Origin of the sequence: Pseudomonas sp. Bout1 (assembly GCF_034314165.1) — a bacterium.
Taxonomy (GTDB): domain Bacteria; phylum Pseudomonadota; class Gammaproteobacteria; order Pseudomonadales; family Pseudomonadaceae; genus Aquipseudomonas.
In genome coordinates this window covers 2813474-2834361 of record NZ_JAVIWK010000001.1, presented here as the reverse complement: position 1 = coordinate 2834361, position 20888 = coordinate 2813474, and the positions used below count along the sequence as shown (strand labels likewise).

Annotated in this window: 18 protein-coding genes; 10 read left to right on the top strand and 8 right to left on the bottom strand. The window is 62.6% G+C overall.

Annotation, left to right across the window (positions count from 1 at the left end):
• Positions 1-71: 71 nt before the first annotated feature.
• Genes RGV33_RS13205 through RGV33_RS13195 form a run of 3 tightly spaced genes read right to left on the bottom strand, consistent with a single transcriptional unit; the run spans position 72 to position 2583 of the window.
• Positions 72-818 carry a PAS domain-containing protein gene (locus RGV33_RS13205; RefSeq protein WP_322144604.1) on the bottom strand — a complete coding sequence of 249 codons (747 nt, stop codon included), beginning with the start codon at positions 816-818 and terminating at the stop codon, positions 72-74.
• Positions 819-1478 carry a response regulator gene (locus RGV33_RS13200; protein WP_322144603.1) on the bottom strand — a complete coding sequence of 220 codons (660 nt, stop codon included), beginning with the start codon at positions 1476-1478 and terminating at the stop codon, positions 819-821.
• On the bottom strand, positions 1447-2583 hold the full coding sequence (locus RGV33_RS13195; RefSeq protein ID WP_322144602.1) for an ATP-binding protein: 1137 nt from the start codon (positions 2581-2583) through the stop codon (positions 1447-1449). The genes RGV33_RS13200 and RGV33_RS13195 overlap by 32 nt, the downstream gene beginning before the upstream one ends.
• A 181-nt stretch (positions 2584-2764) precedes the next feature.
• Between RGV33_RS13195 and RGV33_RS13190 the strand changes: the two genes are divergently transcribed.
• From RGV33_RS13190 to RGV33_RS13150, 9 genes are all read left to right on the top strand, one after another.
• Positions 2765-3211 (top strand): dimethylamine monooxygenase subunit DmmA family protein, encoded by a 447-nt coding sequence (locus tag RGV33_RS13190; protein ID WP_322144601.1) that lies wholly within the window; start codon positions 2765-2767, stop codon positions 3209-3211.
• Positions 3208-4137, top strand: a complete 930-nt coding sequence (locus tag RGV33_RS13185) for a PDR/VanB family oxidoreductase (protein ID WP_322144600.1) — start codon at positions 3208-3210, stop codon at positions 4135-4137. The genes RGV33_RS13190 and RGV33_RS13185 overlap by 4 nt, the downstream gene beginning before the upstream one ends.
• Before the next feature lie 12 nt (positions 4138-4149).
• Positions 4150-5166: a DUF3445 domain-containing protein gene (locus RGV33_RS13180; RefSeq protein WP_322144599.1), complete on the top strand. Its 1017-nt coding sequence runs from the start codon at positions 4150-4152 to the stop codon at positions 5164-5166.
• Between the two features lie 29 nt (positions 5167-5195).
• Positions 5196-6326 (top strand): aminomethyltransferase family protein, encoded by a 1131-nt coding sequence (locus RGV33_RS13175; protein WP_322144598.1) that lies wholly within the window; start codon positions 5196-5198, stop codon positions 6324-6326.
• A 31-nt stretch (positions 6327-6357) separates the two neighbouring features.
• A complete protein-coding gene (gene purU / locus RGV33_RS13170) occupies positions 6358-7224 on the top strand; it encodes a formyltetrahydrofolate deformylase (RefSeq protein WP_322144597.1) in 867 nt (288 codons plus the stop codon).
• A 20-nt stretch (positions 7225-7244) separates the two neighbouring features.
• The gene (locus RGV33_RS13165) at positions 7245-8612 is read left to right on the top strand and encodes an NAD(P)/FAD-dependent oxidoreductase (protein WP_322144596.1); all 1368 of its coding nucleotides are present in this window, start codon (positions 7245-7247) and stop codon (positions 8610-8612) included.
• Positions 8613-8614: 2 nt separating this feature from the next.
• A complete protein-coding gene (locus RGV33_RS13160; RefSeq protein ID WP_322144595.1) occupies positions 8615-10924 on the top strand; it encodes a DUF1989 domain-containing protein in 2310 nt (769 codons plus the stop codon).
• 74 nt (positions 10925-10998) lie between these two features.
• A complete protein-coding gene (locus tag RGV33_RS13155; RefSeq protein WP_322144594.1) occupies positions 10999-12678 on the top strand; it encodes an APC family permease in 1680 nt (559 codons plus the stop codon).
• Between the two features lie 51 nt (positions 12679-12729).
• Positions 12730-13644 (top strand): bifunctional methylenetetrahydrofolate dehydrogenase/methenyltetrahydrofolate cyclohydrolase FolD, encoded by a 915-nt coding sequence (locus RGV33_RS13150; RefSeq protein ID WP_322144593.1) that lies wholly within the window; start codon positions 12730-12732, stop codon positions 13642-13644.
• 136 nt (positions 13645-13780) lie between these two features.
• Here RGV33_RS13150 and RGV33_RS13145 read toward each other — a convergent pair whose 3' ends face one another.
• From RGV33_RS13145 to glnT, 5 genes are all read right to left on the bottom strand, one after another.
• On the bottom strand, positions 13781-15106 hold the full coding sequence (locus tag RGV33_RS13145) for an ammonium transporter (protein ID WP_322144592.1): 1326 nt from the start codon (positions 15104-15106) through the stop codon (positions 13781-13783).
• 179 nt (positions 15107-15285) lie between these two features.
• Complete coding sequence (locus RGV33_RS13140) at positions 15286-16608, bottom strand: FMN-binding glutamate synthase family protein (protein WP_322144591.1); 1323 nt, start codon at positions 16606-16608, stop codon at positions 15286-15288.
• A gap of 15 nt (positions 16609-16623) precedes the next feature.
• Positions 16624-17298 (bottom strand): protein glxC, encoded by a 675-nt coding sequence (locus RGV33_RS13135; RefSeq protein WP_322144590.1) that lies wholly within the window; start codon positions 17296-17298, stop codon positions 16624-16626.
• Between the two features lie 11 nt (positions 17299-17309).
• Positions 17310-18215, bottom strand: coding sequence for a glutamine amidotransferase family protein (locus tag RGV33_RS13130; protein WP_322144589.1), 906 nt, complete (start codon positions 18213-18215; stop codon positions 17310-17312).
• 22 nt (positions 18216-18237) lie between these two features.
• On the bottom strand, positions 18238-19572 hold the full coding sequence (gene glnT, locus RGV33_RS13125) for a type III glutamate--ammonia ligase (RefSeq protein ID WP_322144588.1): 1335 nt from the start codon (positions 19570-19572) through the stop codon (positions 18238-18240).
• 282 nt (positions 19573-19854) lie between these two features.
• On the opposite strand from glnT, the gene RGV33_RS13120 reads away from it, so the two are divergent.
• Positions 19855-20454 carry a helix-turn-helix domain-containing protein gene (locus RGV33_RS13120; protein WP_177046668.1) on the top strand — a complete coding sequence of 200 codons (600 nt, stop codon included), beginning with the start codon at positions 19855-19857 and terminating at the stop codon, positions 20452-20454.
• Positions 20455-20888: the final 434 nt, after the last annotated feature.

Here is a 20888-nt window from a genome sequence, read left to right as displayed (position 1 = left end):
GTGTCCCCCGTCGGGTTCACCACAGATTGATGGGGCTGCTTGGGCAGCCCAACGCGGGGCAAGCTCGCTCATCACAAGGTTTTACGTTCGAAAATCGCCCCCTCGATCCCCAGCACCTCGCGGGTATCGGCATAAATCCCCACGCCTTTCTCCCACACCTGCTTGATCGACTGATCGGCGCAGCGAATCTGGTAATTGAGTTCGAACGGCTCGTGCCGCGACAACGCATATTGCACCTCGCGCCAGACGTAATCGGCGTACTGCGCCAGGATCAGGCTGTTGTAGGTGAACTCATGGTTGTCCACCAGCCGCTCGGCAGGGTAACCGGTCAATTGCAGGCACCCGGCACTCACGAATTCCATGGTCCAGTCGCGGTTGTTGCGCCCCCGATAGACCAGCCCCGGCATGCTGTCGAGCAAACTCATGCTGCTGCGCTGGCTGGCCTGCAAGGCAATCTCGCGGCGCTTGTGCGCCGTCACATCACCCGCCACCAGGTAGAACCCTTGCGCGCCGCGCTTGAGGCTGACCTCGAACCAGCGTAACTCGCCACAAGGATGCACAAAGCGCAGGCGCTGGTTGAATGAGGTGTCGGGGCGCCGGCGCAGTTCGTTCAAGGCCTGGCGCCACAACGGGCGGTCTTCCTGGTGCACGTAATCCATCAGGTTGCGCTCCGTACCCGGCTGCCCCATCAGCTCGGCCCAGGCCAGGTTGAAGTGCGCGATCTGGCCGTTGTCGCGCAATTCGAGCAGGGCGGCCGGAAAGCGATCCATCAGGTGCGCCGGCGGGGCCTGCTCAAAGGCTTCGGGGCTTTCCCTCATCTAATGGCGCTCCTCGTGTTTCATCAATGCACCGCTGTGCACCCGGGCCGCCAGCTCCAGCCGCGAGTGCAGGCCGAGTTTTTGCAACAGGCTGCGCACGTAGATTTTTACCGTGCCATCGCTGATCCCCAGTTCCCGGCCGATCTGCTTGTTGCTCATGCCGGCGGCGATCAATGCCAGGGTCTGGCCTTCGCGCTCAGTGAGGTTGCCACTGCCCGCAGCCTCGCAGTGTTGCGCCGGTGCGGCCTGGTCAGCCAGCAGCGCAATCAAGGCCGCATCCAGCACAATCGCACCTTTGTGGCAATTGCGCATGTAGGCCAACAACGCATCGGGCTCGGTTTCCTTGAGCACATAACCACTGGCGCCGAGGCGCAAGGCACTGAGCAATTCGGCGCGGTCCATCGAGGCGGTCAGCACCACCACCTGGCAATCGAGACGCAATTGGCGCAGTTCATCCAGTACCTGCAAACCGCTGAGGCCCGGCATGTGCAAATCCAGCAGGACCTGCTGCGGCGTCAGGCTCACGGCCAGGTTGATGCCTTCACGGCCACTGGCCGCTTGCCCCACCACTTCGAAGTCATCGCTGGCATCGAATAGCTGCGCCAGGCCCTTGCGAAACAGTGGGTGATCATCGATCAGTAATAAGGTCGTGCAGTCCATCGAGACTCCCCTGTGGCAGGTCTTGGTTGCGATTCAGGCCCAGGTGCACGCGCACCCCGTGCGGGCGGATCGCTTCAATGGTCAGCCGCGCGCCGATGCTGGCGGCGCGCTCGCGAATAATCGCCAGGCCGAAGTGGTTGTCTTCGCCGCAGGCCTGGCTCAGGCCAATGCCGTCATCCTCCACCGACACCGATGCAGCGCCGTCCTGGGTCTGGCGCAGTTCAATACGCACGTGCCGCGCGTGGGAATGACGCACTGCGTTGGCCAGGGCCTCACGAATAATCTGCAGAATCTGCAACTCGGTTTCCGGGCTCAGGGCGTCGTCGGCCAGGCGGTTATCCAGTTCGAACACGATGATGCAACGCCGCGAGAACTCCGCGACGGAGTCGGCCAGCGCCTGGCGCAGCGAGCGCCCGTCCATGGTCAGGCGGGCGCTGGTGATCAGTTCGCGCACCTGGCGCTGCAGTTGGCTCAAGCCCGCGCACAGGTCCTGCAGGCCGGCGCTGGCTTGCGCCGGTTCGCCCAGTTGCGAGTGCAGCCCGTGGGCCTGGAACGACAGGTAACCCAACTGCTGCGCCACCGAATCGTGCAGCTCACGGGCCAGCGCACCGTGCCGGGACGTCGCTTGTTTGCGCTGTTGCTCAAGAGTGTGGCTGCGCAGGCGTACGGTGACACCGACTGCCTGCGCGGCCTCCTCCATGAGCTGGCGCCAACTGGCGCCGGCCCGGCGGGGGGTGTCGAGCAGCAACACGCCCTTGTGCCCCTCCGGCAAGGCGCATACCAGGCGATGCACGCCCCGGTGCCGGCATGGGCCACAAGCCTCGGGCGTGTCGGCTGCGGTGGCGTCACGCCAAGGGCAGCGCGCCACGTCCTGGCAGCCTTCGATCAACCCGCGCCGGGCCGGCCCCAGGTCTTCGCCACCAAAGATCAGGGTGAGCTTGCCGGCGGGCAACAATGCGTCGAAACGGTCCACGAAACCCGACAAGGCACCGTCAGCGTGCGCCTGGCCCAAAGGCAACCCGGCCAGCAGCCTGCGCACGCTACGTGCCTGTTCGGGGCGCACAGGCCCCAACCAGAGCGGCCACCATTGCTGTCGTGTTCGCACTCTCGATAACTCCCCGCCCGGATGCTCAACGTTACGTTAAGACCAGCAACTTCCATGCCCCGCACGGTCGTCGCGCAAGGCTTATCTCCAAAGGCATAGCCCTTTTTCCAGATTGAGAAGATTTTCCCCATAGGAAAGTATCTCTCCCAACAGGAAACAAAACGCACCTTGGAGAGCCCGCATGAACCACCCCCACAACCGCCCCATCGTGGTGATGCAATCGGCAACCGTCGGCATCGAAGTTGTCGCGGCACTGGACCAACCTTTGGTGCTGATCGGCGACCAGCCAGACTTCGCCCGGCGCTTGCAGCAGGTGCTGGCCAGCGCAACCGTGGGGTGTCGGCTGTACCTGCTGGGCGATGAAGCGTTCGTGTGGCGCATCCACGGCGACGCACGCGCCGCGGGCCTTGAAGACGATGAGATCAACCTGACCTGCTCGCTGCCCGGCGAGCGCCTGGTGTATTGCGCCCACTGTGGGCTGATCCAGGCAGGCGGGCCGGAACCCTTGCTGAATTGCATCGGTTGCCATGTCGGGCTGGAAGTACGCAGGCATTTTTCCAGGCGGCTGGGGGCTTACCTGGGCGTGTGCAACAACCCCGACAAGCCTTATGCGGGGTTTCAGCCATGAGCGCGTCCCTCAACGTGCGGGTCAGCGCGGCGAGAATGCTCACGCCGGTGGTGCGCGAGTTCACCCTGGTGGCGTGCGACGGCGCCCTGCCCGGCTTCTCGCCCGGCAGCCATGTGCAGGTGCATTTGCCGCTGGCCGAAGGCAAGGTGCGCAACGCCTATTCACTGACCAGCGACCCGGCGCACAACCGGCATTATCGTATCGCCGTGCGCCTGCAAGACACTTCCCGTGGCGGTTCGCAGTACCTGCATCGGCAAGTGCAGGTCGGCGACACCTTGCAGATCTCGCCACCGGCCAATCTGTTTGCACCGCACGCCACGGCCCGCCGGCACATCCTGATCGCCGCCGGCATCGGTATCACGCCGTTCATGGCCTACATCGCAGCCCTCGAAAACCAGCAGGCCGAGTTCGAATTGCATTACCTGTACCGCCCCGGCCTGAGCGACGCCTACCTGGACGAGTTGCAACAGCGCCTCGGCGCCCGCCTGCATACCTACGCCAGCCGCCCGGACCTGAGCCGAATCCTTGGCAACCGACCGCTGGGCAGCCACGTCTACACCTGCGGCCCGCAGTCCCTGCTCGACGCCGTCGAGCACCAGGCCGCGCGCCTCGGTTGGCCGCCCAAACGTGTGCATTCGGAAGCATTCAAGGGCGCCCAACCGGGCCAACCGTTCGACCTGCACCTGTTGCGCAGTGACCGGCGCCTGCGGGTCGAGGCTGAACAGAGCCTGCTCGAAGCCCTGGAAACCGCCGGCCTGCAGGTGCCCAACCTGTGCCGCGGCGGGGTGTGCGGCCAGTGCATGACGCGCCACATGGGCGGCGCCATCGAACACCGCGACAGCTTCCTCACCCCGGCCGAACAGGCCGATTTTCTGATGCCCTGCGTCTCTCGCGGCAACGGCCCATGCGTTTCGCTGGACCTTTAGGAGTTGTTGACCATGCCTCTTCAAACGAGCCCCGTGTTGAGCTATCGGGATGACTTCAGCTTTCACAACAGCCCGACGGCAATTCGTCGCTTTCCCTTTCCGTTTATCGAAGACAGTTACCTGTACTCGGTGAATATCGAGCCGGCCACCTCGCGCGACCCCGGCTCGATCTATGAGCATGGCTTTGACATCGACGAGCACTACCGCTCGGAAATGGCCGAGCGCGCGCTGGTGCTGGACAAGGACCCGCGTCGCTACCTGGTGTTGCCACACATGCAAGTGGCCGCCTGGGATGCGTTGCAGATGCTCATGGAGCACCTGGCCGCCGACTACCCGCAGTGGTTCAGCCTGGCGCGTGATGGCGACCGTTGGCATTGGCGCAACCGCCTGCTGGAGATCAACCAGCACTTTGTATTTGGCGATGCCACCAGCCTGCCCTGTGAGCCGCTGGAATTCATCGGGCGCCAGGTGCAAGGAGACTTCGCGCTGCTCGACCAGCGCGACGGCGACCTGTACATGGACGCCGGCCTGATCACCGGCCCGGCCGACTGGTCACTGGCCTTCGACGCCGGCATGAGCTTCAAGCAGTGGCATGCACCGGTGCCCATGGCCCATCAACTGGGCGTGTTCGAGCGTGCGCTGAAGTACCTGCTCAACCTGCAGGCCGGCCAGCCCGTGCGGCGCCTGAACTGGACCCTGACCATCAACCCGCGCCTGGACTCATCCCCCGAGACCTTTCATGAATGGGGCGCGGACCGCGGCCAGATCACCGCCCAAAACGTCGGGCAACAGGTGCACCTGCGGGTCGAGCTGCAAGTGATGGCGCGCCTGCCCCGCAGCAACGCGGTGATGTTCAGCATCCGCACTTACCTGATCAGCATGCAGGAACTGGTGACCCAACCCGGCTGGGGCTGCCGCCTGCACCGCGTGCTGCGCGACCTGCCCGAGCCCATCGCCGACTACAAGGGCATGACCCGCTACCGACACACGCTGGTGGAGTGGCTGAGCCAATTCGACCCGCACGCCTGACCTTCATTTCCCAGCAAAAGGATCCTTACATGACCCACTCATGGCGTATTTCTGCATTGGCCGAGCGGCACCGCGCCCTCGGCTCAAACCTCGAAGACTGGAACGGCATGGGCACCGCCTGGACCTACACCAGCGAACTGGCCGACCACCATCAGGCGATCCGCACCCGCGCCGGGTTGATGGACGTGTCGGGGCTGAAAAAAGTCCACTACGTAGGCCCCCACGCCGAGAGCCTGTTGCAGTGGGCGACCACCCGCGATATCGCCAAGCTCTACCCCGGCAAATCGGTGTACGCCTCGATGCTCGATGAGGACGGCAAATTTGTCGATGACTGCATCGTCTACCGCACCGGGCCCAACGCATTCATGGTAGTGCATGGCGCCGGCACCGGGCATGAAATGCTGGTGCGTTCTGCCCAGGGCCGGCAAGTGGCGGTGCTGTTCGATGACGACCTGCACGACCTGTCGCTGCAAGGCCCGCTGGCGGTGGATTTTCTTGCCGAGCACGTGCCCGGCATCCGCCAGTTAGCGTATTTCCATCACCTGCAAACCCGCCTCTTCGACCGCCCGGTGATGATCTCCCGCACGGGTTACACCGGCGAACGCGGCTACGAGATTTTCTGCAAGGCGGCCGATGCGCCAGCGCTGTGGGACGCCATCCTGGAACAGGGCGCGAGCCTGGGTATTATCCCGTGTGCGTTCACCGCCCTGGACTGGCTGCGGGTGGAAAGCTCGCTGATGTTTTTCCCCTACGACAACTCGCAGATGTACCCCTTCGCCGACCAGAAAGCCGGCGACACCCTCTGGGAAATGGGCCTGGACTTCACCGTCTCCCCTGGCAAGCAAGCGTTTCGTGGCGCGGAAGAACACCTGCGCCTGCGCGGCCAGGAGCGTTTCAAGATCACCGGGGTGCTGCTCGACGGCGTACGCCCTGCCGAGGCCGGCGACACCCTGTGGCACGGCGGCCAGCAAGTCGGCGTGGTCACTTGCGGCATGTATTCGCGCCTCAGCAAACGCTCGATGGCCATCGCACGCATGAGCGTCGCCTGCTCGCAACCCGGCATTGCGCTGCAGGTGCGCGGCAGCCTCGAAGGCACCGCCGCCACTCACGCCCTGCCCTTTGACGACCCGGAAAAAGCCAAACGCACGGCCAAGGGCTGAACCTTCCTTCATTTCATTTCAGGAGCCACCGATGGACGCCTCCAGCGAACATTACATTCTCAAGATCACCTGCCCGGCGGCGTCCGGTATCGTCGCAGCAATCAGCGCCTGCCTGGCCCGCCAACAGTGCTACATCAGCGAGCTGGCACAATTTGACGATGAGTTCACCGGGCAGTTTTTCATGCGCGCAGTGTTCCGTTTCAACACCTTGGTCAGCGGTGATATCGGCGCGCTGCGCGAAGGCCTGGGCGACCTTGCCGGCGGCTTCGACATGCAGTGGCAGTTATTCAGCTCGCGCCAGCCCACCCGGGTACTGCTGATGGTCAGCAAGTTCGACCATTGCCTCACCGACCTGCTCTATCGCCACCGCAAGGGCGAGATGGACATGCACATCACCGCCGTGGTTTCCAACCACCTCGACCTGCGGGCCATGGCCGAGCGCGAAGGCATCCGCTTCATCTACCTGCCCATCACCAAAGACAGCAAGGCCAACCAGGAAGCCGAGCTGATGCGCATCGTCGAAGACACCCAGACCGACCTGGTGGTGCTCGCCCGCTACATGCAGATTCTGTCCGACGGCCTGTGCCAGCAGCTGTCGGGGCGGGCGATCAATATCCATCACTCGTTCCTGCCCGGGTTCAAGGGCGCCAAGCCTTATCACCAGGCCTACGACCGTGGCGTAAAGCTGATCGGCGCCACCGCCCACTACGTCACCAGCGACCTCGATGAAGGGCCAATCATCGAGCAGGAAATCCAGCGCGTCGACCACACCCACCTGCCCGACTCGCTGGTTGCGATTGGCCGCGACACCGAGACCGTCGCCCTTTCCAAAGCCCTGAAATACCACCTGGAACACCGGGTGTTCATCAATCAGGACAAGACAGTGATCTTTCGCTGAAACCCTTCAGGAGCACGCTCATGACTCTACGTGTAGCAATCATTGGCGCCGGCCCGTGCGGCCTGGCACAACTTCGTGCGTTCCAGTCGGCCCGCGACCAGGGCACCGCCATTCCCGAACTGGTGTGCTTTGAGAAACAGCAGGACTGGGGCGGCATGTGGAACTACACCTGGCGCACCGGCCTGGACGAAAACGGCGAACCGGTGCACGGCAGCATGTACCGCTACCTGTGGTCCAACGGCCCCAAGGAATGCCTGGAGTTCGCCGACTACACCTTTGAAGAGCATTTCGGCCGGGCCATTGGTTCCTACCCGCCGCGCGAGGTGTTGTGGGACTACATCAAGGGCCGGGTGGAAAAAGCCGGCGTACGCGACTACATCCGCTTCAACAATGTGGTGCGCCAAGTCACCTTCGATGAACAGACCCAGCGCTTTACCCTGCAGGCCCACGACTACAACAGCGACACGCTGACCTGTGAAGAATTCGACTACGTGATCAACGCGTGTGGCCACTTCTCCACGCCCAAGGTGCCGTACTTCGACGGCTTCGAACAGTTCGCCGGGCGCATTCTGCATGCGCATGATTTTCGCGAGGCACTGGAGTTCAAGGACAAGGACCTGTTGATTGTCGGCAGCAGCTATTCGGCCGAGGACATCGGCTCGCAGTGCTACAAGTACGGCGCACGCAGCATCACCAGTTGCTACCGCACCGCGCCCATGGGCTATGCCTGGCCCGATAACTGGGAAGAAAAACCGCTGCTCAAGCGCCTGGAAAACAACCGCGCCTACTTTGTGGATGGCAGCAGCAAGCACATCGACGCGGTGATCCTGTGCACCGGCTACAAGCATCACTTTCCGTTCCTGCCCGACGAACTGAGCCTGAAGACCGACAACCGCCTGTGGCCGATGAACCTCTACAAGGGCGTGTTCTGGGAGCCCAACCCACGCCTGATCTACCTCGGCATGCAGGACCAGTGGTACTCCTTCAACATGTTCGATGCCCAGGCCTGGTATGCCCGCGACGTGATCCTGGGGCGTATCGCGCTGCCGAGCCAGGCCGAGCAAGCCGCCGACAGCCAGCAATGGCATGCACGGGAACAGACCCTGGAGACCAACCAGCAGATGTTCGAGTACCAGGGCGCGTATATCCAGCACCTGGTGGATGCCACCGACTACCCGAACTTCGACATCGCCGCCGTCAACGAAACCTTTCTGCACTGGAAGCATGACAAGGCGCAAAACATCATGGGCTATCGCGACAAATCCTATCGCTCATTGATGACCGGCACCCAATCGCCAGCCCACCACACACCGTGGTTGCAGGCGCTGGATGACTCGATGGCGGCGTACCTGGGCGAGCCCGCGACGCCCATCAAGTCGGTTGGCTGATGATGAACGCACCTCGTGTTTCACATCCCCGGGAACCCGGGCTGTTCGCCCGCGCACCGAACCTGGAACGTTACCGCGTGGCCGCCGGCGGTATGACCCTGGTGGACTTGCAGCCCGGCGACGGCCTGCAAGTGATCGACATCGAAGGCCGGCAAACCTGCCAACTGCTTGCCCTCGACGCCTGCGGGCGCAGTGCCTTGGCCAGTTGGGGCTTGCACGGCTCGACGGCCGGCGGCGTATCCGGGCGTGTCGGCCAGGCGCTCAACCGCCGTGGCATCGACCCGCTGCAATTGCCGCCTGCCGCCTCGCTGTGGGACGACGACAGCCCGCCCGGCCACAGCCGCCATTTTGTGGCCCATGAGCGGTTGCTGGTGATCGTTGCCGCCCCCGCCGGGCCCACCGCCGTTGACCGGCAATATAGGCCCAGCGAACTGCGCCTTGTGGTGACACGGGCCAACCCTTCGCCCCTGCTGGTGCCCGTGCTGCCCGAGCCGTTGGGTGATGTGCTGGACGAGTTCACCCTGCGCGCCGGCACCGCCCACAGCTACACCGTCGCCAAAGGGCAATATGTGCAGGTGCTGGATGTTGCCGGGCGCCAGTGCTCGGATTTCGTCGCCCTCGACCGTCGCGCCCTGGACCGCGGCGTGGAACTGGACCTGGACCAAACGGTGACCCGCACGCTGAACGCCAGCGCCTACCCGGCACCCGGGCTGTTCTCGAAGTTTTTCGACCGGAACATGCAGCCAATGCTGGAGGTGGTGCAAGACACCGTCGGCCGCCACGATTCCTTCGCCCTGGCCTGCGCCGCACGCTATTACGAAAGCCATGGCTATTTCGGGCACGACAACTGCAGCGACAACCTCAGCCAGGTGCTCGCGCCCCATGGTGTGCAGGCCCGCAATGGTTGGCCGGCGATCAATTTCTTCTTCAACACCCGGATCGATGCGCACCAGCAGATGACCCTGGATGAGCCCTGGTCACGGCCCGGCGATTATGTGCTGCTGCGCGCCATGACCGATCTGTTGTGTGGCAGTACCTCGTGCCCGGATGACATCGACCCGGCCAATGGCTGGAACCCGACGGATATCCATGTCCGTATCTACAGCGAGAAGGAGCGTTTTTCCATCGCCATGAGCACTCGAACCACGGCCGATGCCGACCCGATCCTGACCCGTGAGTCTGGGTTCCACTCACGCACCAGCCGCCTCACAGGCAGCTTCACCGACTACCGCAACTGGTGGCTGCCATTACGCTACGACGGCTACGGAGCCATCGAGGAATACCTCGGTTGCCGCGAACGGGTAGCGGTGATGGACCTCACCGCCCTGCGCAAATTCGAAATCATCGGCCCCGACGCCGAGAGCCTGTTGCAGCACTGCCTGACCCGCGACGTGCGGCGCCTGGCGGTGGGCCAGGTGGTCTATTGCGCCATGTGCCACCCCCACGGCGGCATGCTCGATGACGGTACCTTGCTGCGCCTGGGCCCGGATAATTTCCGCTGGATCTGCGGTGAGGACTACGCCGGGGTCTGGTTGCGCGAGCAAGCGCAGCTACTGGGCATGAAGGTGTGGGTCAAGTCCGCCAGCGAGCAGATTCACAACCTGGCAGTGCAAGGCCCGATGAGCCGCGAGTTGCTTAAGCAGATGGTCTGGACCCCACCCACCCAACCGGGCCTGGAAGCCCTCGGCTGGTTCCGCTTCCTGGTCGGGCGGCTGGACGGTTTCGATGGCTGCCCATTGATGATTTCGCGTACCGGCTACACCGGCGAACTGGGTTACGAGGTGTGGTGCCAACCCGACGACGCAGAACGGGTGTGGGACCGCATCTGGCAACTCGGCCAACCGTTGGGCCTGGTGCCCCTGGGCCTGGAAGCACTGGACATGCTGCGCATCGAAGCCGGGCTGATTTTTGCCGGCTACGAGTTCAACGACCAGACCGACCCGTTTGAGGCGGGCATCGGGTTCAGCGTACCGCTGAAAAGCAAAACCGATGATTTCATCGGCCGCGACGCTCTGTTGCGGCGCAGTGCACACCCCACCCACAAGCTGGTCGGCCTGCAATTAAGCGGCAACGAGGCCGCGCACCATGGCGACCCGGTGTACCACGGCCGGGCTCAGGTGGGGGTGATTACCAGCGCCTGCCGCTCACCGCTGCTGGCCAGCAACATTGCGTTATGCCGGGTGGACGTGGCCTGCGCCGAGCCCGGTACGGTACTTGAGATAGGCAAAGTCGATGGCCTACAGAAGCGCATCAGCGCCACGGTCAGCGCAGCGATTTTCTACGATCCGGACAAAAGCCGGGTACGCAGTTGATCGTCCCGATACCTGAGTGCGCCACCCTACTTTGACTGCCCCACTTAACCGCTCTTCAACATGGGAATACAAAGATGGAAGCGACTACGTTCGAGGCCGTACCGCAGGCCGCCAGCCCGGCGGGCAGCCTGCACCGCAAGATCGATTGGCGCGGGGCGTTCTGGGTCGCCAGCGGCGTGCCCGCCCTGGTGTTGTTCTCTATTGGCGCGATTGCCGCGACGGTCGGCAAACCGGCGTGGGTCGTGTGGATCGTGTCGATCCTGTTCGGGTTTATCCAGGCATTCACCTACGCCGAGATCGCCGGGTTGTTCCCTCATAAATCCGGGGGTGCCTCGGTGTACGGCGCGGTAGCCTGGGTGCGCTACAGCAAGCTGATTGCACCGGTTTCGGTGTGGTGCAACTGGCTGGCCTGGTCGCCGGTGTTGTCCATCGGTTCGGGGCTGGCAGCGGGCTATATCCTGACTGCGCTGTTCCCTGCCGATGCACTGATCAACACCTGGCAATTGACCCTGCTGGACCTGGGCTGGGTCAAGAGCGGGCTGTCGCTGCGGATCAACGCAACCTTCGGCATTGGCCTGCTGATTCTGCTGACGGTGTTTGCCGTGCAGCACGGCGGTATCCTGCGTTCGGCACGCCTGACCCTGGTGCTGGGCGTCACCTCGCTGATTCCCCTGTTGCTGGTCGGCGTGGTGCCATTGCTCACCGGGGATGCAGCCCAGGCCAACTTCCTGCCGCTGTACCCCCTGGCCCATGATGCGGCTGGGCAAGTCATCGATGGCCCATGGGATATTTCCGGTTGGACGCTGATGGCCGGCGGGCTGTTCATGGCCGCCTGGTCCACCTACGGCTTTGAAACGGCGGTGTGCTACACCCGGGAATTCAAGGACCCCAAGCGCGACACGTTCAAGGCGATTTTCTACGCCGGCCTGTTGTGCATCCTGGTATTCACCCTGGTGCCGCTGGCGTTTCAAGGCAGCCTGGGGCTTGGCCAACTGGTGACCCCGGCGGTGCTCGACGCCAGCGGCGCCATCGTCACGCCGGCGGTATACAGCGGGCTGTTGTCACCGGCGATCTACAGCGGCATGGGCGTTGGCCAGGCCATGGCCGACAGTATCGGCGGCGGCAAGGTGGTCGCCAATATCGTGCTGATCATGCTGGTACTGGCGACGCTGCTGGCGATCATGACCTCGATGTCCGGCTCCTCGCGCACCCTGTACCAGGCGTCGGTGGATGGCTGGCTGCCGAAATACCTGGGACGCACCAACGAACACGGTGCGCCCACGGCAGCGATGTGGACCGACCTGTCGTTCAACCTGCTGTTGTTGCTGATGTCTGACTATGTGTTCGTGCTCGCGGCCTCCAACGTGAGCTACATCATTTTCAACTTCCTTAACCTGAATGCCGGTTGGATCCACCGCCTGGACCGCCCCGACTGGGTGCGCCCGTACAAGGCACCTACCGCACTGCTGGCCGCCGGCGGCGTGCTGAGTTTCGTCAACCTGGCGTGCATGGGCCTGGGCGCCGACATCTGGGGCGCGGGCACCCTGGTGACGGGCCTGTTGCTGGCCCTGCTGATCCTGCCGGTGTTCTGCTACCGCCACTATGTGCAAGACAAGGGCCGCTTCCCCGCCGCAATGCTCAACGACTTGTATATCCAGGCCAACGATGGGCAAAAGCGTGCCGGCTGGTTGCCGTACGCCACGCTGATCGCCGGTGTGCTGGTGGTGTATGGCTGCCATCAACTGGTAGCCTGAACTCATCGCTGAGGGAGTGATCCCTCAGCGCCTTTACTTCTTCAGACAACGGTGACGTTTTTGACCAGCACTCTCCCGGTACTTGCCCGCGATATCGACGGCAAGGCCATCTCGGCCCAGGTTCTCGACGAAGTTCGCGAAGAAGTCCTGATACTGGCCGCACAGCAGATCTACCCGGCTCTTGCAGTGTTGCTGGTAGGTGAAGACCCGGCCAGCCATGTCTACGTGCGCAACAAACTGCTGCGGGCCAAGGAGGTCGGAATCCGCTCCCTTGAATACCGGCTGCCAAACGACGCCAGCCAGGTGCAAGTGCTGGAGCTGATAGCCCGGCTGAACACCGACCCTTCGGTAAACGGCATCCTGGTGCAATTGCCCCTGCCGGGCCATATCAACGAAGCCTCGGTGATTCACGCCATCGACCCGATCAAGGACGTGGACGGCTTTCACCGCGAAAACGTCGGCGGGCTGGTGCAAGGCCTGGAGGTGCTGACACCCTGCACCCCGACAGGTTGCATGCGCCTGCTGCACGAAACCTGCGGTGACTTGAGTGGTTTGCATGCGGTGGTGGTTGGCCGCTCGAACATTGTCGGCAAACCCATGGCGACCTTGTTGTTGCAGGCCAACTGCTCGGTGAGCGTGGTGCACTCGCGCAGTGTCGATGCACCGGCGCTGTGCCGCCTGGCAGACATCGTGGTGGCCGCCGTGGGCCGGCCACAACTGATCGACGCCAGCTGGCTCAAGCCTGGCGCGGTGGTGATTGATGTGGGGATTAACCGCATCACGACCGAGACCGGCACACGGTTGGTGGGCGATGTGGATTATGCGAGCGCACGCACCGTGGCCAGTGCAATTACCCCAGTGCCGGGAGGTGTGGGGCCGATGACGATTGCCTACCTGCTGAAGAACACCCTGGTGGCCGCCCAGTTGCAGCGGGCCGCCCAGCCCCTTGAGCTGGCGGTAAGCTGAACTACACCGCAAAACCCATGTGAAAGCGGGCTTGCTCGCGAATGCGGTGGGTCAGTGAATATTCCGCTAACTGACATACCGATTCGCGAGCAAGCCCGCTTCCACATTTTTGAGCGGTGTTAAGTCAGCCGGATGATCAGTGGTTGTAGGCCCGCTCGTTATGCTCGGCGAGGTCGAGCCCCATCTCTTCCACCGACTCGTGGGCGCGCAGGCCGACCAGGGCATTGACCACCTTGAGAATGATCCAGCTGACCACAAAACAATAAACCGTGGTCAGCAGCACGCCCTTGATCTGGGCCACAACCTGGCCGCCCATGGTCACGCCTTCCACCAGGCCGCCCATGGACGGCACGCAGAACACGCCGGTCAGCACCGCGCCGATCATCCCGCCGATGCCGTGCAAGCCGAACACGTCGAGGCTGTCGTCATAACCGAAGCGACGCTTCAACACCGTCACGCTCAAGTAGCAGAACACCCCGCACAGCAGGCCGATGGCCAGGGCACCACCAACGCCCACATAGGCACACGCCGGCGTGATCCCCACCAGGCCCGCCAAGGCACCGCTCGCAAGGCCCAGGGCACTCGGCTTGCCGACCTTGAACCACTCGGTGAACATCCAGCCGAGAATCCCGGCACACGCGCCCAATTGGGTGTTGAGCATCACAATCCCGGACAACCCATTGAGCCCGCCACCGGAGCCGATATTGAAACCGAACCAGCCCACCCAGAGCATCGCGGCGCCAGCCATGGTCAGGCTCAGGTTGTGGGCCGGCATCGGAGTGTTCTGGTAGCCCTTGCGTTTACCCAGGATCAGGCACGCGGCCAGCGCAGCCACTCCCGCGTTGATGTGCACAGCGGTGCCACCGGCAAAATCGAGCACGCCCCAGTTATGCATCAAGGCTCCCGAACCGCCCCACACCATGTGCGCCACCGGGGCATAGACCAGGGTAAACCACACGGCCATGAACAGCAGCGCCGCCGAGAACTTCATGCGCTCGGCAAAGGCCCCGGCGATCAGCGCCGGGGTGATGATGGCGAAGGTCATCTGGAAGGTCACGAACACGCCTTCCGGAATATCCCCCACCAGACTCTCGGGGGTCATGCCTGCCAGGAAGGCCCGGCTCAACCCGCCGACAAAACTGTTGAAAGTCACCTGCCCCTCGACCATGCCGGTGGTGTCGACCACCATGCTGTAGCCGTAAATCACCCACAACACGCCCACCAGGCCGGCGACGCCAAAGCACTGGGTGAACAGCGAGAGCATGTTTTTCGCACGTACCAGGCCGCCATAGAACAGTGCGAGCCCCGGCAAACACATGAACAACACCAGCACTGCGGCGGTGATCATCCAGGCGGTGCTGCCGGTGTTCAACACGGGTGTATCGGCGGCTTGTGCCAGCGGTGCGAAAGCACTGGCCGCCAATAAACCGAAAAGCGATTTGCCAAGAAGACGATTGACCATGTTCAAAGCTCCTGCAAAAGAGAGGGGAAGTTTCTGGCAGTGAGCAAGTGGCAAAGCAACGGACCATTGAGGTCTCTTCGAAGGTCTGACACACACAAAACCCGTGTAGGAGCCGGCTTGCCGGCGATGGCGATTTCAAGGCCGCCATCGCCGGCAAGCCAGCTCCTACACGGGGTATTTCAGTAACCCGAACCCGGTACCCAACTGGTCCCCGCCAGCGGCACGCGGGCCATGGCGGCCGACTCCACCGTCAGCGCCACCAGGTCCTCGGGGTCGAGGTTGTGCAGGTGCGACTTGCCACACGCACGGGCCATGGTCTGGGCTTCCAGCACCATCACCCGCAGGTAGTTGGCCAACCGACGACCGCCTTCCACCGGGTCCAGACGCTTGGACAGTTCCGGGTCCTGGGTGGTGATGCCGGCCGGGTCGCGACCGTTCTGCCAGTCGTCATAGAAACCGGCGGCCGAGCCGATCTTTTTCAGTTCTGCGTCCAGCCGTGGGTGGTTATCGCCCAGGGCGATCAACGCCGCCGTGCCGATGGCGACTGCATCCGCGCCCATGGCCATGGCCTTGGCCACGTCGGCACCGTTACGAATCCCGCCCGATACGATCAGCTGGACTTTGCGGTGCATGCCCATTTCCTGCAAAGCCTGTATCGCTTGCGGGATCGCCGACAAAATCGGGATGCCGACGTGCTCGATAAACACTTCCTGGGTGGCTGCAGTGCCGCCCTGCATACCGTCGAGGACGATCACATCGGCACCGGCCTTGACTGCCAGCTTCACGTCGTAATACGGCCGGCTCGCGCCGATTTTCACGTAGATAGGTTTTTCCCAATCGGTGATTTCCCGCAGCTCGGCAATCTTGATCGCCAGGTCATCCGGGCCGGTCCAGTCGGGGTGGCGGCAGGCGCTGCGCTGGTCCACGCCAATCGGCAAAGTGCGCATGCCGGCCACGCGCTCGGTGACTTTCATGCCCAGCAGCATGCCGCCACCGCCGGGCTTGGCACCCTGGCCCAGGACGATCTCGATGGCGTCGGCCTTGCGCAGGTCGTCGGGGTTCATGCCGTAGCGCGACGGCAGGTACTGATACACCAGGTGCTGGGACTGGCCGCGCTCTTCCGGGGTCATGCCGCCGTCCCCGGTGGTGGTGCTGGTGCCGGCGATGGTCGCGCCACGGCCCAGGGCTTCCTTGGCGTTGGCCGACAACGCGCCGAAACTCATGCCGGCGATGGTCACCGGGATCTTCAGGTGAATCGGCTTTTTGGCAAAGCGGTTGCCGAGGATCACGTCGGTACCGCACTTCTCGCGGTAGCCTTCCAGCGGGTAGCGCGACACGCTGGCGCCCAGCAGCAACAAGTCATCGAAGTGCGGCAGTTTGCGCTTGGTGCCGCCGCCGCGAATGTCGTAGATGCCGGTTTCGGCGGCACGCTGGATTTCCTGGATGGTCAGGCGGTCGAAGGTGGCCGACTCGCGCAGTACCGGAGGGGTTTGTTCTGTCATGGCGTAGCTCCTGGATCAGTACGCGGAGGCGTTATCGACTTTAAAGTTGTAGAGCTGGCGGGCCGAGCCGTAACGCTTGAAGTCCGCCGCCTGATGCACAAACCCGGCGCGGTCGAGCAGCGCTTGAAGCTCTTGCAGGTGCTCGCTGCGCATCTCTTTTTCAATGCAGTCAGAGCCCAGTGACTCCACCGTGCCTTTGACGTAGATGTGGGTCTCATACAGCGAATCTCCCAGTGCATCGCCGGCATCGCCGCACACCACCAGGCGCCCGGCCTGGCCCATGAAGCAGCTCATATGGCCGATGCTGCCGCCGACAACAATGTCGATGCCCTTCATGGAAATCCCGCAACGTGCGCCCGCGTCGCCTTCAATCACCAGCAACCCGCCATGAGCCGTGGCCCCGGCAGCCTGGGACGCGCTGCCCTTGACGCGCACCGAGCCCGACATCATGTTCTCGGCACAGCCCACCCCGACATTGCCGTGCACGGTGATCGACGCCTGTTGGTTCATGCCCGCGCAGTAGTAGCCGGCGTGGCCCTCGATATCGATGGACACCGCCTGGTTCACGCCCACCGCGAGGTTGTGTTTGCCGTTGGAATGGGTGACTCGCCATTCACTGTCGATAGCCTGCGCATGCAGTGCCTGGTTGAGGTCACGCACGCTGGCAGTGGAAAGATCGATGGTTTTCATGTGTGCGCTCCTTAAGCTGACTCGCGTTCCCAGATGTACAAGGTTGCCGGTGCGGGCTCCCAGATCCTGGCGTTTTCAATCCCCGGCAGGCTCGACAGCGCCTGGTACTCGGAGGCCATGGCGACGTAGTCGTCGGTCTCGGCGAGAATCGCCGGCTTGCAGGCGATCGGGTCGCGGATCACCGCAAACCCGTTACGCGTGCCGATGGCAAAGGTGAAGAACCCGTCGAGGTCTTCCAGGGAGTGGTCCAGCGCTTCCTTGAGCGAATCGCCCTGTTGCAGGCGCCAGGTCAGGTAGCCGGCGGCGACTTCAGTGTCGTTGTCGGTTTCAAAATGGATGCCTTCGCGCTTGAGTTCCTGGCGCAGGCGGAAGTGGTTGGACAGCGAACCGTTGTGCACCAGGCACAGGTCGGCGCCGGTGGAAAACGGGTGGCTGCCTTCCATGGTCACCGCACTTTCAGTGGCCATGCGCGTGTGGCCGATGATGTGGCTGCCCTGCATGCTCGCCAGGCCAAAGCGCCGGGAAATTTCCTGGGGCAAGCCCATGCCCTTGAGGATCTCGATACTCTGCCCGGCGCTCATGATGCGTACGCTCGGCGCCAGTTCAGCCAGGGCCAGGCGCACCGGCGCCTCTTGGGCATGGATCTTCAACACGGCCGCGCTGGCGTTCTGAAACCAATCCAGGGAGCAGCCCAGGCGCCCTTCCAGTTCCCCCATCAGGGTCTTCCAGTCAAACACTTCGGTGGTCGCTTGCAGGGTCAGCTTGACCCAGCCGTCGGCCACTTCATCGCCGTAGATGGCGAACCCGGCACTGTCCGGGCCACGGTCGGTCATGGCCTGCAACATGGGTTCAAACAACTTGCCGAGCTGGGATTCCAACTGCGGATTTTTCAGGTACAGGCCTACGATTCCACACATAACAAGTCTCCGTCACACGGTGTCAGAAAAATTCGGTATAGCGCTGGATTTCCCAGTCGCTCACATGGCGGCTGTATTCCACCCACTCCATGCGCTTGAGCTTGATGAACTCACCCACGATCTGCGGGCCCAGCACCTCGACGAACAGCGGGTCGGCTTCCAGCGCGTCGCAGGCTTCCTTGAGGGATTGCGGCAGGGTCTTGATGCCGCGCGCGGCGATCTGCTCAAGGCTCAGGCTGTAGAGGTTTTCGTTGCAGACGTGGTCGATTTCCAGCTGGCGATCAATGCCATCCAGCCCGGCCGCGATGATCGCGGCGCTGACCAGGTAAGGGTTGCAGCCGGCGTCCGGCAGGCGGAACTCGAGGCGGCCGTAAGGCACGCGCACCATGGCCGAACGGTTGTTGGCGCCAAAGGCAATAAACGCTGGGGCCCAGGTGGCGCCAGACAACGAATTGCCCACCACCAGGCGCTTGTAGGAGTTGACCGTTGGCGCAGCGAACGCACACAGGGCCGGGCCATGGGCGAGCAGCCCGGCGGCGAAGTGATAAGCCATCTTCGACAACCCCATGCCACTGGGATCGCTGGCATCAAAGAACAGGTTCTTGTTCTCGGCGCTGCTGATGGACAAGTGAAAGTGCATGCCATTGCCGGCGCGTTTCGGGTCGGGCTTGGGCATGAAGGAACAGATCATGCCCAGGTCATTGGCGATCTCGCCGGCGGCCATGCGGAAGAAGGTAAAACGGTCGGCCGAGGTCAGGGCGTCGCTGTAGGTGTAGTTGATCTCGAACTGACCGTTGGCGTCTTCGTGGTCGATTTGGTAGACCTCGAAATCCACCGCCTGCAAGGCTTCGGTCAGCCGCTCAAGGAACACCCGCGAGCGCGACAACCCCTTGTAGTCGTAGCAAGGCTTGTCCAGGTTGTCGCTGGGGTCGACCAATTGCAGCTTGCCCTGCTCGTCCCGGCGCATCAGGTTGAACTCGGGTTCCAGGCCGGTGTTGAGGGTCCAGCCCTTGTCTTGCAGGCGCTGCACCTGCTGTTGCAGTACGTAGCGGCTGTCGTAGGGATGGGGCTTGCCGTCGACATGACCGACACACACCACTCGCCCGTAACCCGGTTGCCATGGCACCGGGGTAAGGGTCGACAGGTCGCCGCGAGCCATGAAGTCCGGCCCGTGCGGCTCCATGCCCATGCCGCTGATGGCAAAGCCGGCAAAACCTGCGCCCTCTTCGGCCACCGTCTTGAGCCCGCAGATCGGCACCGACTTGGTCTTGGCCGCACCGTGTATATCCACAAACTGCGCAAGCACGTACTTGATCCCGTGCTTGTCGATAATGCGCTGGGTTTCTGCTGGCAACATTGCGTGTGACTCCTCGCGAAAGGCAAAACAGTGTGGGTGGGCCTAGGCTGTCTTTTTATTCCTAAAAAGAAAGTTAGTTTCCTTGTAGGAATGCAATACCCTTGCCAGATTCGCGAATGACGCTTTGATGCGCTTGGAACAGCGCTTTTGTGCTGTATATATGGGAAAATTCTTTTCCCCGCAGGAATACGTGTTGCGGGATGGCCTTCGAGAGCCATGCCATGCACTTTCCCAGTGCGAAAATAATATTACTGAGCGGAAACCGTGCAGGAGCCGACGAACATGTCCACTGAAACAGCGCCTCGCCTGAAGCTGGAGCAATACCTGGGGCTGCAGATCAAACGCCAGCGCCAGGCGCAGGACCTGAAGTTGTCCGATGTGGCGAAAATTGCCGATATCAGCCAGGGGATGTTAAGCAAGATCGAGAACGCCCAGGTGTCCACCAGCCTCGATACCTTGAGCCGCCTGTGTGATGTGCTAGGGCTGCCGTTATCGAAGTTGTTCAGTGAGTATGACCAGCAGGATGGCAGTGCCTTGCTGGTCAAGGCTGACCAGGGGATGGAAGTGGTGCGTCGCGGGACCGAGAAGGGGCACACCTATCACCTGCTCAACCATACGCGGGGGCCCAAGAAGAGCTTCGAGGCATACATGGTCAGCATGGACGATGCGAGTGAAGAGTTTCCGACGTTTGCCCACCCTGGGACTGAGTTTTTGCATTTGCTTGAGGGAGAGCTGATTTATCGGCATGGGAATCAGCTGTATCGGATGGAGGCCGGGGATAGCTTGACGTTTGAGGGCGAGATTCCTCATGGGCCCGAGGAGTTGGTGCAGGTGCCGATCCGGTTGTTGTCGATCATGAACTATGGCAACGATAAAGAGTGATTGGGTTTTCAGGTTCTTCGCCGGCAAGCCGGCTCCTACAGAAAAGCAGCTCTGCTGTTGCTTTTAACACTCAAGCCGGCCGGTAGGCCGCTGTGCTCTGGCTTTTGATCTCGATCTGACTGCCCCATTCAGCCCGAGGGCACACCGAGCCACAGCGAGGTGCCGACAGGCGGGGCAGAGCCCTTTGCTTGCTTTGGGGCTTTTCCAAAGTGAGTCGCTGTAAGAGCTAAACCATAAGCCGCCGTTACCTGAACAACGGATATACCCACCAAAAGCCCCGGCAAAAACTTTCCCCTCAGTTAAAAAACTTTCCCAAACCCCTAGACTCCCCGCCCCCATTCCCCTATAAAGCCACTTCAGGAATATTTTATTCCCCACAAGAAAACGCGCTCAAGGAACGAGCCAGCTGTCCTCAGACATTTTTCGCTATGCGA